A 14,833-nucleotide genomic window follows, 5' to 3' on the forward strand; every position below is an offset into this window, starting at 1 on the left:
TAGTTTGAAGGCAAAAGTATTAATATTGCACAATATTTGAAAGAGATTGAGCACGAAAGATAAAGGCTAAATCTCCGATTTAAAGCTTTTAACTTTATTTCAATTTTAATTCATTTATCATGACTGTTATACTAGGAATTGAATCGTCCTGCGACGACACTTCTGCTGCTATTTTAAAAGATGGAGTTGTATTATCCAATATTATCGCCAGCCAAAAGGTCCACGAAGCTTACGGCGGAGTTGTTCCGGAATTGGCATCCAGAGCTCATCAGCAAAATATTATTCCGGTAGTCTCGGAAGCAATCCGAAAAGCCGGTATCGGTATTCAGGACATCCATGCCATAGCTTATACCCGGGGCCCCGGACTATTAGGTTCCTTACTGGTCGGAACTTCTTTTGCCAAAGGTTTTGCCATAGCGAATCGGATCCCCATGATTGAAGTTAATCACCTCCAAGCCCATATTCTGGCTAATTTTATCAAAGAACCCGGAGTAGAAAGCCGTCAACCCAGTTTCCCTTTTTTGACGTTACTGGTGTCGGGAGGCAATTCACAACTGATTGTTGTACACGATTATCTGGACATGGAGATGATCGGTCAGACCATTGACGACGCTGCCGGAGAAGCTTTCGACAAATGTGCAAAAGTGATGGGATTACCTTATCCCGGAGGCCCGGTTATCGACCGCCTGGCAAAAACCGGTAATCCCGACCGCTTTGTATTCAATAAACCCCAAATCCCCGGATTAGACTATAGTTTCAGTGGATTGAAAACCTCTTTTCTCTATTTTATCCGGGATGAATTGAAAAAAAATCCGGATTTTATTGCAGAAAACCTGAATGACCTCTGTGCCTCTCTACAAAAAACAGTAGTCGATATCCTTTTGACAAAACTCAAAAAGGCGGCCAGACAAACAGGTATACGACAAATTGCAATCGGCGGAGGTGTTTCAGCAAACTCCGCTCTCCAAAATGCCGTACATAAGGAAGCGGAGAAATCCGGTTGGGAGGTTTTCATCCCCCGCTTGGGTTTTTCTTTGGACAATGCCGGAATGGTAGCTGTCACTGGCTATTATAAATTTTTAGCCGGACAATTCGTCGGCTTGGATGCCATCCCCTTTGCCCGAACCATACTTGAATAACATTTGGACTCTTAAACATTTGAACACTTAAGCCATGAAGATTCTGGTCACTTACGACATTCCCCGTGAACCGTTCAAAAATCTCCCCACCGACTGGGAAATCACTTTCCCTGAAGGAGAAAAATTGACAAAAGAGGAAATCATCCGGATGCTTCCGGAATACGATATTCTGTTAGCTATTTTCAGTCGCCCTATCGATAAAGAAATAATAGACGCAGGAAAAAAATTAAAGCTTATCAGTAATTACGGAGTAGGATATAATAATATTGACATCCAATATGCCCGAAAAAAAGGGATTACCGTTTGCAATACCCCCGAATCGGTATGCGATCCTACAGCGGAATTATGTATGGCCTTACTACTAGGAATTGCCCGACGGATCGGAGAATTCGACCGCAGGATCCGAACGGAAAGAGAAGGGATGTGGGGTGTCATGAAAAACTTAGGGTACGGTTTGAGAGGCAAGACATTAGGGATCATCGGTATGGGACATATCGGACAAAATGTAGCCTGCAAGGCTGCAGCCTTTGGTATGAATATCCTTTATTACAACCGAAAAACAGAAGTTCCTGGCTATAAGAAAACAGATTTGGATTCTTTACTTAAAGAATCCGATTTTATCTCTATCCATACCCCCCTGACAGAAGTTACCCACCATTTAATCGGAGAGCGGGAATTGGGATTGATGAAGAAGACGGCTTTTCTGATCAATACAGCCCGGGGAGCTGTCATAGATGAAGAAGTTTTAAGTCGTTTTTTAGAGAAACGACAAATAGCAGGAGCTGCTCTGGACGTATTCGAGCGAGAACCTCATATCACGGAATTGTTATATTCTTTAGACAACGTCATTTTAGTACCCCATATCGGTACGGCAACCTATGACGGTAGAATTGCTATGGCTCAAGAAGCTTTGGACAATATACGAAATTACCTGAACGGGAAACCAACAAACGTAGTCAACTAAGCAAGAAAAGAAAAATTCCGGGTTTTTAGAAAAATAATTTGTAAAATAAACTATTTACCCTATATTTGTACCCGCTAAAGAAAATAGCGTTCTTTGAAAGGGGAGATACCAAAGCGGCCAACTGGGGCAGACTGTAACTCTGCTGACTTATGTCTTCGTAGGTTCGAATCCTGCTCTCCCCACGAATTTTAAAATTAGTAAAAGAAAATATTTCTTTTTCGTTCTTTAAGATTTATTTGGTTCCTTCTCACGGACCGGCAAGCAAGACGAGTCCGTTCTGTAGAACGGTAACCTATAGTTTGCGGAAATAGCTCAGTCGATAGAGCACTAGCCTTCCAAGCTGGGGGTCGCGGGTTTGAGTCCCGTTTTCCGCTCCAGTTAACAAACAGAAATTTAGAGGTATAGCAAGAAGCTGTACCTCTTTTTCATTTATACACCTGAACACGGATTCTGTGTACAAATTGTTTAAAATGTTTTGACAAGATTTTGCGCAAAGAGGGACGGACCTTTTTGTGAAAAACAGAACTCCTTTTAAACTTGATTATCTTCTGAATTTCTTAGGGGCAAAAATTACACATTAGGGCACGTCCCTACTGTGTAAAAAGAGAAGGGAAACCGATAATGACACCTACTCTCATCCCCGGGTCTTGTGTTTAAGGGGTAGTTTGGGGAAAAGTTTTCTGAAACGCACCAGGTAGATAGTTATATTGCTTCCGACGATAATTAAAGTAACAGCAAGAATAATCATCAATATTCCGCCGATCAATCTGGGTGTCAGGGATTCTCCAAAGATTGTAACCCCAAAGAAAACAGCTGTTACAGGTTCTAAAGCCCCCAGAATAGCAGTTGGAGTAGAACCGATATATTGTACGGCCCGGGTCGTACAGAGAAAAGAGATAGCCGTCGGAAAAACAGCTAGTGCAAGAAGATTTCCCCATAAATACCATTTGTCTACTATAAACAAATGTACACCGAAATCGACTCGTACCAAAAACAACGTAAGTCCAAAAAGCAACACATAGAAAGTTAATTTCAATGTCGCTACATCTTTCAACACCGATTGATTCACCCCCACAATATAGATAGCATAAGAAAGAGAAGAAGCCATAACCAAACCTATGCCCACCAGACTAAGCGTCGCTCCATCCCCACCCTTATAAAGTAGGCCGATTCCAGCCAAAGCCAATAAAATACATAAAACGGTTTGTATCGTTAATTTTTCTTTAAAGAAGAATGACATGATCAGAGCTACCATAATCGGATAGACAAATAAGAGTGTCGATGCAATCCCGGCTTCCATATAATTATAACTCTGAAACAAAGCAAGAGAAGAAATTGAAATTAATAAACCCATGATAATTAAAGGTAGGATTTGCTTGCGTTTCAATTTGAAATTTCTTCCTCTCGCCTTAATCATAATACCGAGTAGAGGGATAGCGAACAGATATCTGAAAAAAAGAACCGAATCCGGATCCATACCTGTTTTGTATAAAGGGAGTGCGAACAAGGGATTCATCCCATAGGTAGCCGCAGCAATAGCACCTAAAATATAACCTTTAGCTTTTACATTCATAGGAATTAAATTTGACGACAAAAGTAGCATTTTTCAAAGGAATGTATTCTCACTAAAAAGGATTAACGTTTCAGCGGTTAAGGGTATTCAAACTTCCCCGAATCCCTTTTAAACAGAACCGAAAGTTTACTCATTCCCCTGCCGTTGGATGAATGTTAAACACATAGGAAACGTCCTGCATTCTTGAAGTACCTCAAGATGTACATATAAAAAATTATAATTATTTTTACGCCGGTTTAGACAAGGAGTTGGTCTGACCTGAATAATTTACTTACTGGCGGTTTATGGAAAAAGAAAAAACGCTGAAAATCAGTGTATTCCCTTAAACAATAAAGCTGTTTTGCTGACCGTTATGTTGTAAGTCTCACTTTGCATCAGTTATCTGTCTGTATCTCCTGGTATGGCTCATCAAAATAAAACAATTCCAGCATAAACAAAACCCACCTAATCGGTTAACATGAAACGGCATTTTTTCGATAAAAGAACTGGACATTCCCATAACAGTGTTCCAATTTTTTATCTATCTAAATTTTAGTGTTATGAAAAAGAGTCTTATTGCATTAGGATTCGGTACTCTCGGCCTGGGCATAGCAGAATTTGTCATGATGGCTATCTTACCCTATGTAGCGAAAGAACTGCATATCAGCATTCCAACAGCGGGACATTTAATTTCAGCCTACGCCCTCGGCGTTTGTGCAGGAGCCCCGATGTTAACTCTAGCCCGCAAGTTACCGCTAAAAAATATACTATTAGGATTGGTTACCATCATGATGATCGGAAACATTTGTGCAGCACTCTCTCCCCATTATTGGTTTATGATCGGAGCCCGCTTTATCTCCGGTCTGCCCCATGGAGCTTATTTCGGAGTGGCTTCTATTGTAGCGGAAAAACTGGCAGACAAAGGAAAAGGTTCGGAAGCGGTTTCTATTATGATTGCCGGCATGACCATAGCCAACCTTTTCGGAGTCCCTCTCGGCACTTCTCTGAGTACTCTGTTATCCTGGCGGCTTACGTTTCTGCTTGTCGGAATTTGGGGAGTTATCGTACTTTATTTTATATGGAAATGGGTGCCTCAGGTAGAGGGACTTCCTGATACCGGTTTTAAAGGACAATTCCACTTCCTGAAAACAACCGCACCTTGGCTTATTCTCGGTGCCACGATGTTTGGCAATGGTAGTGTGTTCTGCTGGTATAGTTACATTAATCCGCTTCTGACCCACGTATCCGGCTTTTCTGCAAACAGTATTACCTTGCTGATGATTCTGGCAGGAGGCGGCATGGTAGTGGGTAACCTACTCGGAGGACGTTTGGCCGACAAATATACTCCCGGACGGGTAGCCGCTGTTACCCAAATAACAATCGGCTTCGCCTTATTGTCCATTTTCTTTGCTGCCCGCATCGATTGGCTTACGGCTTTACTGATGTTCCTTTGTACTATGGGATTGTTTGCCGTCTCCAGTCCTTTGCAGGTTTCCATTCTTCATTTCGCTAAAGGGGGTGAACTTCTGGGGGCCGCCTGTATACAAGTCGCTTTTAATTTGGGAAATGCCTTGGGTGCCACTCTCGGCGCTTTGCCCCTGAAAGCAGGTTTGGGTTATCAGTACCCGGCCTTGATCGGCGTACCTTTTGCCTTTCTGGGATGTATTTTACTGATCGTATTTTCTAGGAAATACGAAACAAAATCTTACAAAAGGTCAAAAACATTGTCTTCCGATAAAGCAAAATAATGCCATCTCATTGAAAAGAAATCGCTCCTAAGCGTTCAGAAATTTAAAACACGCTCGAACTTTTGAGCACTCGCTTTCCAACCTTCAATGTTCCCAGGCAATAGAGGCAACAAAAAATCGAAAATCCGGACGATAGGCTGCTGAATTACGACCATAAAAATGGAAGATGGAATCGCTTGTTAGAAGAGAAAAAGACTCCCCCTCTGAATTTCAGCAACAATCAAAAACAGCCGGGAAATCAACTCAAAAACAAGCTATAAATTTTCAAAATCCATCAGTGAGAAGGTAAACAAATTACAATCCGGCAACCGGAAGTGTAATCAGAATCTACCTGAATCGTACCCCCTAGACGGGAAATAATGATACGACACATATATAATCCCAAACCAGTACCGGGCTTAAAGCTATCTATTTTCGTAAAACGCTCAAATACCCATTCCTGTTTATCCAAAGGAATACCCATACCGGTATCTGAAACAGCAATAATCAACTGTTGTTTCACCGAGTCCAAATGACAGCTCAAACGGATCTCTCCTTTTTCTGTAAATTTAGCAGCATTACTCAACAAATTATCAAGCACACAAGAAAGGTAAAATGGATGAGTATAAAATAAAAATTCCTCCTCTTCAATGACTTCGATACACGATACCTCTTCAAAAGTGAATCGCTGCCTCAAGGCCCTTATTTTTTCTTTACAAAGAGAGCATACATCACACGGCTCCAGCGACAAAGGTTCCTCGGAACTGATAAGCCGGGACAATTCCAATATATTATTTAACAGATAGGTCAGTTCTATGGTATTGTTTTGCATCAACCCCTGAAATTTCATTTTTTCTTCTGTAGAAAAAGAATCGTCCAGGATTAAATTGGAAAAACCATTAATGGCATTAAGTGGGGTTCGGATCTCATGACACATCGAATTTAAAAAAGCCGTTTTCATTTTTTCACTTTCCATTGCTTTCTCTCTCTGTTTCAAGACCTCAGCATTCGCCTTAAGCAGACATTCCTGCATATACCTAAGTTTGCGTACAACTCTCCGTTGATAAAGACTCCATCCTAGAGAAACCAGTAAAAGAGCTAACATACCGATCAATGCTATTTGCTTATTCCGATTTTCCAAACGGATTTTATCCAGCTGCAATTTATTGACATCAAAACGGGTCTGCATTTCAGCTAATTTGTGTTGGGCATCTTTGGCACGAATAGTGACCCGCAAACTATCACACTTACGGATAGCTTTGTAAGCACGCCGATAATCTCCAGTCTTTTCGTACAACCTGGCTTGGACAAAATAAATAGAAGGCAAATTTACAGAATCGAACAACTGATAAAGTAGAGTCGAATCAATATAAGCAATGGCTTTCTTATAATCACCCATATATTGATAATAGCGACTACTAACATCATATCTCTCACGCATTTGCTTTTTTTCTTTGGCCAACCGCATAAATTCCTGATAATATTCCGTCGCTTCTTCCTTGGTAATTAAATCACGTAAAAAAATCAGCTTAATATAAATAGACATTTTATATTTCGAATCATCATAAAAAGGACGCTGAAAAGTAGAAAGCAACCTCGCTCCTTGTTGACTTAATTTTGCCATTTTCTTGATTTCGTCGGCAGCACGTTTGTCACGTTGGGATAAATACAAATCACTTAATTCAGAGCGACACAACTCTTCAAAGTAAACCCTCTCTTCCAAGGGATAGTCCTCCAGCATCTTCAGTGTCCGTTCGATATAAGGGATAGCTTGAGCTATATTTTCATAGGCTCCGGTAATAAGCGAAGAATAATCAATGGAAAGGCCGGTAAGAAATTCCCACTCAATCCGCTCTTCCGGAGTCATCTGTTCTCCTTCTCTTTTTTTTAAACGCTCCAGTTCTTTATCTATAACGGTTAAAGAACTCGTAACCTTAATTTTTATCCAAATTGCCGAAACACGCAGATAAGAATTAAATAAAGCATTATGTTGCTCTGGAAGCACTTCTTTAGCAAGTTTTAGAATTTCTTGCATTTTTTTATCATTCCGGGCAGCATACCGTTTCATTAAGCGAATGAATGCCATCTTTTTAGTACACTCATCATTAGCTTTAATGGCTTCCGTAAGAGCACCTTGCCAGTAGTTAGTTGAAATACGAAGGGAATCAGCATATAAATCCGCTAAATGTACATAAATTTCAAGCCTCTGTTTTACATCGGGCGTAGTCTTTAACAAATTACGTAAACTATCAACCGGGGCTACCACCGCTTGTAAACGACAGGGGAACATCAAAAAAATACCGAAAAATAAGATTTCCAATATCTTTTTAGTTATCGGATCCCGCATAAACATACCTATTATTTGATTTATGCTACAAAATTAGATATAATAATATATTATAAAAATTTCTTCTTTCTTTTTATAACCTATTTTTTCCTCAACCAACAGCTAATTTTACATCCCTCATCCAAGTGTAATCCAATTGATAATCTACTTCTGACCCCAATTTTTTGTGTAAATCCGGTAATTTTACAGCCGCCGCAAAATAGTGATAATTCAATTATATATTTACCTTAGAACAAATTTTATAGGCAATACCGAAATAATTCCCACAATCCTGGAGCATCTTTCCCCTGAAAAGCAGAAGCATAAAAATAATGTATTGCCCCTAAAATTTATAATGTGTTCCATTAAGGGAATCAAAAGCTTAACTGATCTCCTTTTTTTATTTCTGCTCAAACAATTAAATCGATTACAGGCTTAATGATCCCAGACGACAGATCAATTTGAAGCAATACAGGATACGATCAACCTTTATCACCTCTTCGACAAAGGAAAATAAATATATCTAACGCATACAATTATTTAAAATTCTTTTAACTAAAGACATATTACGATTGCTACCGGCTAAAAGAATTTTTATCTTCTCGCGGTTCCAAACAGGCTATCGGGGAATTAAATAGTACCAAACTTTCCTACGATGTATTCAGAAAAATATTTGCAATTCTCTATATTTGTAAAAAATCGTGCTGTCATGAAAAATCAAGGTCAATGCAAATGGGGTTTGCTTTATAACGAATTTTCGATCTTATTGATTCAAACCTTTACCTCTCCTGAAATAAAAATTCCAAAGGGAAGTTTTATAAAACCTATAACAGAAGGGAATATAGACGAACAACTTTTTACCCACAAAGACAAAATCGTAAATCGCTACGAACTGGTAGGTTTTGATATTGACATCACTATTGACAAACCGAATACAGCCATCTTAAAAGGACATGTACACGTATGGGCAGCCGTATTCTTCAATACAACCGTTGAAATTTCTTATCGCATTATTGTCCCTCCCGGAGGAAAAATTAACGATACCTCTTTCTGCCAGATCAGTGAACCCTTTAATACAGATCAATTAATCGTCATTGCAGGCATTATACAACATGTAGAACATTGGGTGTATAATCAAGAAGCCGAAAAACAAGAGATAGACGGGGCGCTGAAAAAAGTAAAATTCTGCAATCTTCATCTCAATGCAGAGGGACAATATTGCGAAAAAGTTGCACAAGAGCCCCAAATCACGTTCGAAGAAATACAAAAACGTTACCGGAAATTTTTCGATACATCTTCCGAAAATAAATTTTATTACCCGGCCCATAATTATATATTTATTGATATCTGGGAATCCATAGGTCATCAAGGCGATATCAATTTTTCACATATGCAGGAAGACGATATCATCCAACACATAGAAACAGCTCATCAGGCAGAACTGGTTGGATTAATGACTCTTTATCCTGAAGAATGGCCTTACCGAATGGACTCCAGCTTTAAAGAGGTTTGCGGCAAAAATATAGCTATCGACACCGACGACTTGGTTCTAACCAACGAAAACATGAGCGTCGTTTTCGGTACCTATGGAAAAAGAGGCAACGAAGCTCCCACCGACTGGCAAGAACATTTGGGCAGAAGAGACCGCTATCATGTTAGCTGGCCCGAATATCTTGTCTTGTTGGAAATTTTATTAGCTAAAAAACATACAATCAATTATGTGTTGAATAAATATATTTATAATTCCAGAAATGCCGGAAATGAAAATATTCACAATATGATTGAACAAAATGCACGTCTCAGTGTAAAATTATCCAACATCCTGCTAGAGTTGGATTCTGTCCGCTACCTGCGGTATATGTCGCACAAACATATGTTTTATGAAACAGCCCGGAATTTAAAAATTGAAGAAGATGAAAAACAATTGGATAAAATCCTCAGGCGAGTAGATAAATCCTTGAATAATGCCAATAATGTCATCGAGATACGACAATCCAACGACACGAAATATATCCTTCTGTTTATTTCTGTCGCTTCCCTTTTTAGTGTAGTTTTACAGGGTGAAAATGTACCTTTACTGGCCGGTTTATCCAAAGCTCTTGGACGACAGACAGCCATTGTTTTGGTTATAATTACCTCTATTGGTATAGCATATGGACTGATCGTCCTGCTGAAAATGACAGTCCGCTATATAAAACAAAGAAAAATTTATAAACGCGATAATTATTCTTAAAATGATTCGAAAATACACCACAACAGACCGATTAGCCCTTTGTGAATTTTTTTCCGCTCTTATAGAAGCACACAAAGCTTATATTTCACACGGAGAACTCCAAATGGGAATTGCTACAGACCGGGGACAACTGGCGCAGGATTACAAGACAAAATGGCTTCAATATCTGGACAGGCAATCCGGCAATCCTGAAAATACGATCCTATTGTATGAAGAAAAAGGGGAAATAGTGGGATTTACCTTATTCGGTATTTCAAATGACGGAGCTGAACCTTATGGGGTCGTTTTCGATTTAGGAGTCGCCCCGGCACACCGGGGAAAACATATCGGACAGCAATTACTGACCCAAGCCTTAGACAGCCTCAAAGCACAAGGAATACAAAACTGTTACCTGGAATCGGGTATAGATAATCATTCTGCCCACGATTTTTTCCGGAAAAACGGTTTTACTGCTGTATCCGAAATTTTTCGCCTAAAATTTTAGCAAAGAGGGACGGACCTTTTTGGCTGATTTTTATGAAGAATAAAAAGGAACTTATTCTGGTTAATTAGAATAATTTCTAATTTAGAGCGAAAATAGTTTTTATTTAAATTAAAAAATAGAAAGATTTGATAAAAATCAGCCAAAAAGGTCCGTCCCCTTGGAGGGGGGATTATGGGATTAGTTTACTACTCACCCGGTTGTTCCCCGTATTCTCATACCAATTCTGACACTGTTTTCCTCCGGATTGAGCCCAAGCCGCAAAGTTCGGGTAAGCCAAAGTAAACTCAACTTTTTCATAAGCATGCGGAATAGCGGCAGGCACTTTTATTCCCCAAATTAAATGAGTGTTCGAAGTGTAAAAATCATTCGATTTATCGGTATTCGAGCTTTCATTTCTATATTTTACGTACGTAACCTGATCAAAGAGAACCGGCTTATAACCGTTAATATGAATTTCTTTTCGAACAGATGAATTTCCAATAAAGAAATCAAAAGAATCGTATAACACTTTATTTAAAGGCAAAGGATCTTTTAAGTAGAGCATATAAGCAACTTCGACTAAATCTTTTTCCGCCATTTCATATCCCGGCTCTGTATTCAAATATTGTCCACCAGCAGGACAGTTTGCATTATTTTTCACCTCTTTAAAAAGGAAAAGAGCATCATCCCCATTGGCAGGCTTTACAGCAACAAAATCACAAGAAGGAGAAGCATTCACGCTATTGTAAGGAACAATTTCGTCAATATCCGTACTTTTCACACCCATTAAATGCAAATAAAATTCATAAGGGAAGATCCCTCCGACAGCGTTTATACGCACACCGACTAAGATCGCTTCTACTTTATTCTTCTTGTCTATATACAACTGAACTTTAAAATTAGCGACAAGATCGTTTAAATCGTAATCTCCATATTCCGGCCATAAATCTTCAAACATCAGAGTACCCCATCCGTTCGCAGGATAATAAATCACATTATCTTTACGGTCAGCATTAGGCTTTTCATCCGTCGAACCGGGAATAGCGGTTACACCCGCTATACATTCTTTACTATCTGCCGGAACACGATAAGAAACGACACCTTCCAGAAGCGGAAGTTCCTGCATAGCAGATAATCCATTCTCTGTTTCATATTGCACATACAAAGTTTTCGCTGCGGCAGGCACATTTAAAGTTACCTGATCTACTCCTTCTCCCACCATAAAAGAGGCAAAAGGAGCTGCCTTCGGAGAGAGTGCAACATATATTCTGGAATCATGTTGGGATGTAAAATCACAACGGATATCTACCGAGGTCTTCCAGTCGAATCCTGCAGGAATTTTCAAATCTGTCACTTTATCCTGCTTTGTCCCGTTCAAAGAATCCGACTTGACGCAGGCAGAAAGTAAAAAAGAAAAGAAAAAGAAGACCAAAACGATTTTAAATAAAAACATTTTCATAACCTTCTTATTTTATTATTAATACGAGATAAAGATACAATATTAATAAAACAAAACAAATCTTATCCACTTGAAAATGAATTTATTATTTTTCTATTTCCAAACTACTTAAAAAACACCCTGAACTTTTTGTTTAATACTTTCAGCATATCGAAAGAAGAGAGGCTTTTTATAAAAATTCTTTTCCGGCTTATCAGGGATTCACTTTTTTCCTAAAATAAATCTTAAATCCTTTACGATTTGCCTGGCAAACCGCTCTGAAGCTCCCGGTTCTCCCAAACGTCGATTGAGCTCCTCATAATTTTTTAACATTTTTTGCCGCACAGGTCCTTCAGGAAGAATTTGCTGTAATTCTTTTTTTATATTTTTTTCATTTAGTTGCTGCATCAGAAGTTCCTTGACCACCTCCTGCCCCATAATTAAATTAACCAACGAAATATAACGGACCTTGACAAAAAGCTTAAATAACAAATAACTAAAGGCTCCTCCTTCTCCGCTATAACATACCACCTGAGGAGTTTTCAAAATAGCCGTTTCGAGAGTAGCTGTGCCGGAAGTAACCAAAGCAGCCCGGGACTGTTTCAATAACCGATAGGTTTGCCCATAGATAACGGGAACATTCATCCCTTTCAAATAAGGTTCATAATCTTCCTCTGTCATAGAAGGAGCACCTGCTATAATAAATTGATAGTCCGGGAAATGCCTGGTCATACACAACATTTTCGGTAATACATGTTTCAATTCCTGCGAACGGCTTCCGGCCAACAAAGCGATGATCGGCTTATCGGGCAACTGATAGCAAGTAATGAATTCTGAAAAACGCTCAGCCTGGTGAGGGCGCAACGCAATAGCGTCGACCAAAGGATTCCCCTCGTAATCTACCGGATAATTATATTTTTGGTAAAATTCCTTCTCGAAAGGAAAAATGACATACATCCGGTCGACATATTTTTTGATTTTTTTCACCCGGCCTGTATTCCAGGCCCACAATTTAGGAGAAATATAATAGAATACAGTAAAACCAGCAGATTTAGCAAATTTAGCTACCCTCAAGTTAAAACCGGCATAATCGACCAGAATTAATACATCGGGTTGCCATTCTGTAATATCCTTACAACACAAGCGAATATTTTCTTTAATTTTACCCAGATTTTTCAACACGGTCAGGAATCCCATAATGGCCGTATCTTTATAATGACGTACGATTTCACATCCGGCTTCCCTCATCATATCTCCACCCCAACCGCGAAACTGAGCCTGCTCATCATTCCGTTTTAAACCTTTCATCAAATTAGAAGCATGTAAATCTCCCGATGCCTCCCCGGATATAATATAATATTTCATGTAAATCAGAATTTACGTTAGGCAGATTACAGCTTCCCAATCACTTATCTTCCCTCAAGCCCTTCAGCCGTAACTTTCTTTTGCAAAGATAAAAAATACACTCAAAATAATTACTTTTGCCCCAAATTAAGACGGATATGATTTTGAAAGGGAAAAAGGCAGCTTATATTACTTTGGGTTGCAAATTAAATTTTTCGGAAACCTCTACCATTAAACACAGTCTGGAAGAAGCAGGTGTAATAACCGTAGGAGAAAAAGAAGGAGCAGATATTTTTATCATCAATACCTGTAGTGTCACGGATATGGCAGAACACAAAGGCCGGCAGCTGATCCGTAAAATTATCCACCGATATCCGCATGCTTATATTGTGGTCGTAGGCTGTTATGCCCAGTTAAGAGCGAAAGAAATACTGGAAATCACAGGGGTAAATCTGGTATTGGGAGCTGCCGAAAAGTTCAAAGTACGTCAGCATTTAGAAGCTTACAATACACCGGTCGAAAGAGAAATCCACTCCTGCGATATTTTTCAACTGTCTGGATTCGATTTAGCTTATTCTTTTGGAGACCGTACCCGTTGTTTTTTGAAAATACAAGATGGATGTGATTATTTTTGTACGTATTGTACCATCCCTTTTGCCCGGGGAAAAAGCCGCAGCGCTTCTATTGCCCAAGTCCTACAAGCCGTAAAAACCGTCGCTTTAAAAGGTATTAAAGAAGTGATACTGACCGGAGTGAATACGGGAGATTTCGGGCGAGGTTCGTCGGAAAGTTTTAGAGAATTGCTTGTAGCCCTGGATCAGTGCGCAGAAATGGAACGTTTTCGGATTTCTTCCATTGAACCCAATTTACTCACGGACGAAATTTTACAATTTGTAGCTTCTTCCCGCAAATTTATGCCACATTTTCATATTCCTCTTCAGTCAGGCAATAATGAAGTACTACAACTCATGAAAAGGAGATACACCCGCGAACTTTTTGCGGAAAAAATAAATAAAATCCGGCAGCTCTGTCCCGATGCTTTTATCGGAGTAGATGTTATTGCCGGAATGAGAGGGGAAACAGAAGCACATTTTGAAGATACCTATCGTTTTATTGAAAATCTAGATATTTCCCAGCTACATGTCTTTCCCTATTCGGAAAGGGCTGGTACAAAAGCACTGGAAATTCCAGAGACTGTACTTCCTCAGGAAAAACACAGACGGGTCAATCTCCTTCTCAAACTCTCCGAGGCAAAATTATCTCACTTCTATCAACGTTTTATCGGACAAACCCGCCCTGTACTGTGGGAAGACAATCTGGTAAACGGAATGATTTGTGGGTTTACCGACAATTATATCCGGGTCGAATCACCTTACCAGGCAGAATGGAAAAATCAAATTTTACCCTTTACTCTAAAAACAGAGACTTTTAGAAAAGAATAAATCCGGAAAACTAAATTTGTTTTGTTTATAAAACAATACAAACTTAAATTGATTCAAAAATACTTGTATTAACACCTTTAAATACTATAATTATTGTAGGTATTTAACAATATTTAATTAGACTGATCTCGACAAAACTGTATCTTTGTAAAAGAAATTTTTCATAGTTTGTTTCTGTTTAGGGTTAGTAGTTATAAGTCGTTGG

General features: G+C 39.1%; 10 protein-coding genes and 2 tRNA genes. 8 read left to right on the forward strand and 4 right to left on the reverse strand.

Annotated features, from left to right (window positions below; translation table 11 throughout):
* The first annotated feature begins 116 nt into the window (after positions 1 to 116).
* From tsaD to HMPREF9449_RS14695, 4 genes are all read left to right on the forward strand, one after another.
* Positions 117 to 1,139 (forward strand): tRNA (adenosine(37)-N6)-threonylcarbamoyltransferase complex transferase subunit TsaD, encoded by a 1,023-nt coding sequence (gene tsaD, locus HMPREF9449_RS14680; protein WP_147640227.1) that lies wholly within the window; start codon positions 117 to 119, stop codon positions 1,137 to 1,139.
* A gap of 34 nt (positions 1,140 to 1,173) precedes the next feature.
* The gene (locus tag HMPREF9449_RS14685) at positions 1,174 to 2,103 is read left to right on the forward strand and encodes an NAD(P)-dependent oxidoreductase (RefSeq protein WP_009138056.1); all 930 of its coding nucleotides are present in this window, start codon (positions 1,174 to 1,176) and stop codon (positions 2,101 to 2,103) included.
* A gap of 99 nt (positions 2,104 to 2,202) precedes the next feature.
* A tRNA-Tyr gene (locus HMPREF9449_RS14690) sits at positions 2,203 to 2,285 on the forward strand.
* A gap of 119 nt (positions 2,286 to 2,404) precedes the next feature.
* A tRNA-Gly gene (locus tag HMPREF9449_RS14695) sits at positions 2,405 to 2,480 on the forward strand.
* A 257-nt stretch (positions 2,481 to 2,737) separates the two neighbouring features.
* Here the strand turns inward: HMPREF9449_RS14695 and HMPREF9449_RS14700 are convergent.
* Positions 2,738 to 3,676 carry a DMT family transporter gene (locus tag HMPREF9449_RS14700; protein ID WP_009138057.1) on the reverse strand — a complete coding sequence of 313 codons (939 nt, stop codon included), beginning with the start codon at positions 3,674 to 3,676 and terminating at the stop codon, positions 2,738 to 2,740.
* Between the two features lie 539 nt (positions 3,677 to 4,215).
* Here HMPREF9449_RS14700 and araJ point away from each other — a divergent pair.
* Positions 4,216 to 5,403 carry an MFS transporter AraJ gene (gene araJ, locus HMPREF9449_RS14705; protein ID WP_009138058.1) on the forward strand — a complete coding sequence of 396 codons (1,188 nt, stop codon included), beginning with the start codon at positions 4,216 to 4,218 and terminating at the stop codon, positions 5,401 to 5,403.
* 274 nt (positions 5,404 to 5,677) lie between these two features.
* On the opposite strand, the gene HMPREF9449_RS14710 is transcribed toward araJ, so the two are convergent.
* Entirely contained in the window at positions 5,678 to 7,729 is a 2,052-nt protein-coding gene (locus HMPREF9449_RS14710) for a sensor histidine kinase (RefSeq protein WP_009138059.1), read from the reverse strand.
* A 688-nt stretch (positions 7,730 to 8,417) separates the two neighbouring features.
* Between HMPREF9449_RS14710 and HMPREF9449_RS14715 the strand changes: the two genes are divergently transcribed.
* Together HMPREF9449_RS14715 and HMPREF9449_RS14720 are read left to right on the forward strand one after the other, a co-directional pair.
* The gene (locus HMPREF9449_RS14715; protein ID WP_009138060.1) at positions 8,418 to 9,941 is read left to right on the forward strand and encodes a hypothetical protein; all 1,524 of its coding nucleotides are present in this window, start codon (positions 8,418 to 8,420) and stop codon (positions 9,939 to 9,941) included.
* 1 nt (position 9,942) lies between these two features.
* Positions 9,943 to 10,425, forward strand: a complete 483-nt coding sequence (locus tag HMPREF9449_RS14720; RefSeq protein WP_009138061.1) for a GNAT family N-acetyltransferase — start codon at positions 9,943 to 9,945, stop codon at positions 10,423 to 10,425.
* Between the two features lie 169 nt (positions 10,426 to 10,594).
* On the opposite strand, the gene HMPREF9449_RS14725 is transcribed toward HMPREF9449_RS14720, so the two are convergent.
* Complete coding sequence (locus HMPREF9449_RS14725; RefSeq protein ID WP_009138062.1) at positions 10,595 to 11,863, reverse strand: LruC domain-containing protein; 1,269 nt, start codon at positions 11,861 to 11,863, stop codon at positions 10,595 to 10,597.
* A gap of 201 nt (positions 11,864 to 12,064) precedes the next feature.
* Positions 12,065 to 13,207 carry a lipid-A-disaccharide synthase gene (gene lpxB, locus HMPREF9449_RS14730; RefSeq protein WP_009138063.1) on the reverse strand — a complete coding sequence of 381 codons (1,143 nt, stop codon included), beginning with the start codon at positions 13,205 to 13,207 and terminating at the stop codon, positions 12,065 to 12,067.
* A 137-nt stretch (positions 13,208 to 13,344) separates the two neighbouring features.
* On the opposite strand from lpxB, the gene mtaB reads away from it, so the two are divergent.
* On the forward strand, positions 13,345 to 14,628 hold the full coding sequence (mtaB, locus tag HMPREF9449_RS14735; RefSeq protein ID WP_009138064.1) for a tRNA (N(6)-L-threonylcarbamoyladenosine(37)-C(2))-methylthiotransferase MtaB: 1,284 nt from the start codon (positions 13,345 to 13,347) through the stop codon (positions 14,626 to 14,628).
* Positions 14,629 to 14,833: the final 205 nt, after the last annotated feature.

It is taken from the genome of Odoribacter laneus YIT 12061 (genome assembly GCF_000243215.1).
Taxonomy (GTDB): Bacteria; Bacteroidota; Bacteroidia; order Bacteroidales; family Marinifilaceae; genus Culturomica; species Culturomica lanea.

Bases quoted from the DNA above. Each gene is read 5' to 3' on its own strand.
- HMPREF9449_RS14685 (WP_009138056.1), top strand. From the start codon at position 1,174: ATGAAGATTCTGGTCACTTACGACATTCCCCGTGAACCGTTCAAAAAT.
- HMPREF9449_RS14725 (WP_009138062.1), bottom strand. From the start codon at position 11,863: ATGAAAATGTTTTTATTTAAAATCGTTTTGGTCTTCTTTTTCTTTTCT.
- HMPREF9449_RS14720 (WP_009138061.1), top strand. From the start codon at position 9,943: ATGATTCGAAAATACACCACAACAGACCGATTAGCCCTTTGTGAATTT.
- HMPREF9449_RS14700 (WP_009138057.1), bottom strand. From the start codon at position 3,676: ATGAATGTAAAAGCTAAAGGTTATATTTTAGGTGCTATTGCTGCGGCT.
- mtaB (WP_009138064.1), top strand. From the start codon at position 13,345: ATGATTTTGAAAGGGAAAAAGGCAGCTTATATTACTTTGGGTTGCAAA.
- HMPREF9449_RS14710 (WP_009138059.1), bottom strand. From the start codon at position 7,729: ATGCGGGATCCGATAACTAAAAAGATATTGGAAATCTTATTTTTCGGT.
- araJ (WP_009138058.1), top strand. From the start codon at position 4,216: ATGAAAAAGAGTCTTATTGCATTAGGATTCGGTACTCTCGGCCTGGGC.
- lpxB (WP_009138063.1), bottom strand. From the start codon at position 13,207: ATGAAATATTATATTATATCCGGGGAGGCATCGGGAGATTTACATGCT.
- HMPREF9449_RS14715 (WP_009138060.1), top strand. From the start codon at position 8,418: ATGAAAAATCAAGGTCAATGCAAATGGGGTTTGCTTTATAACGAATTT.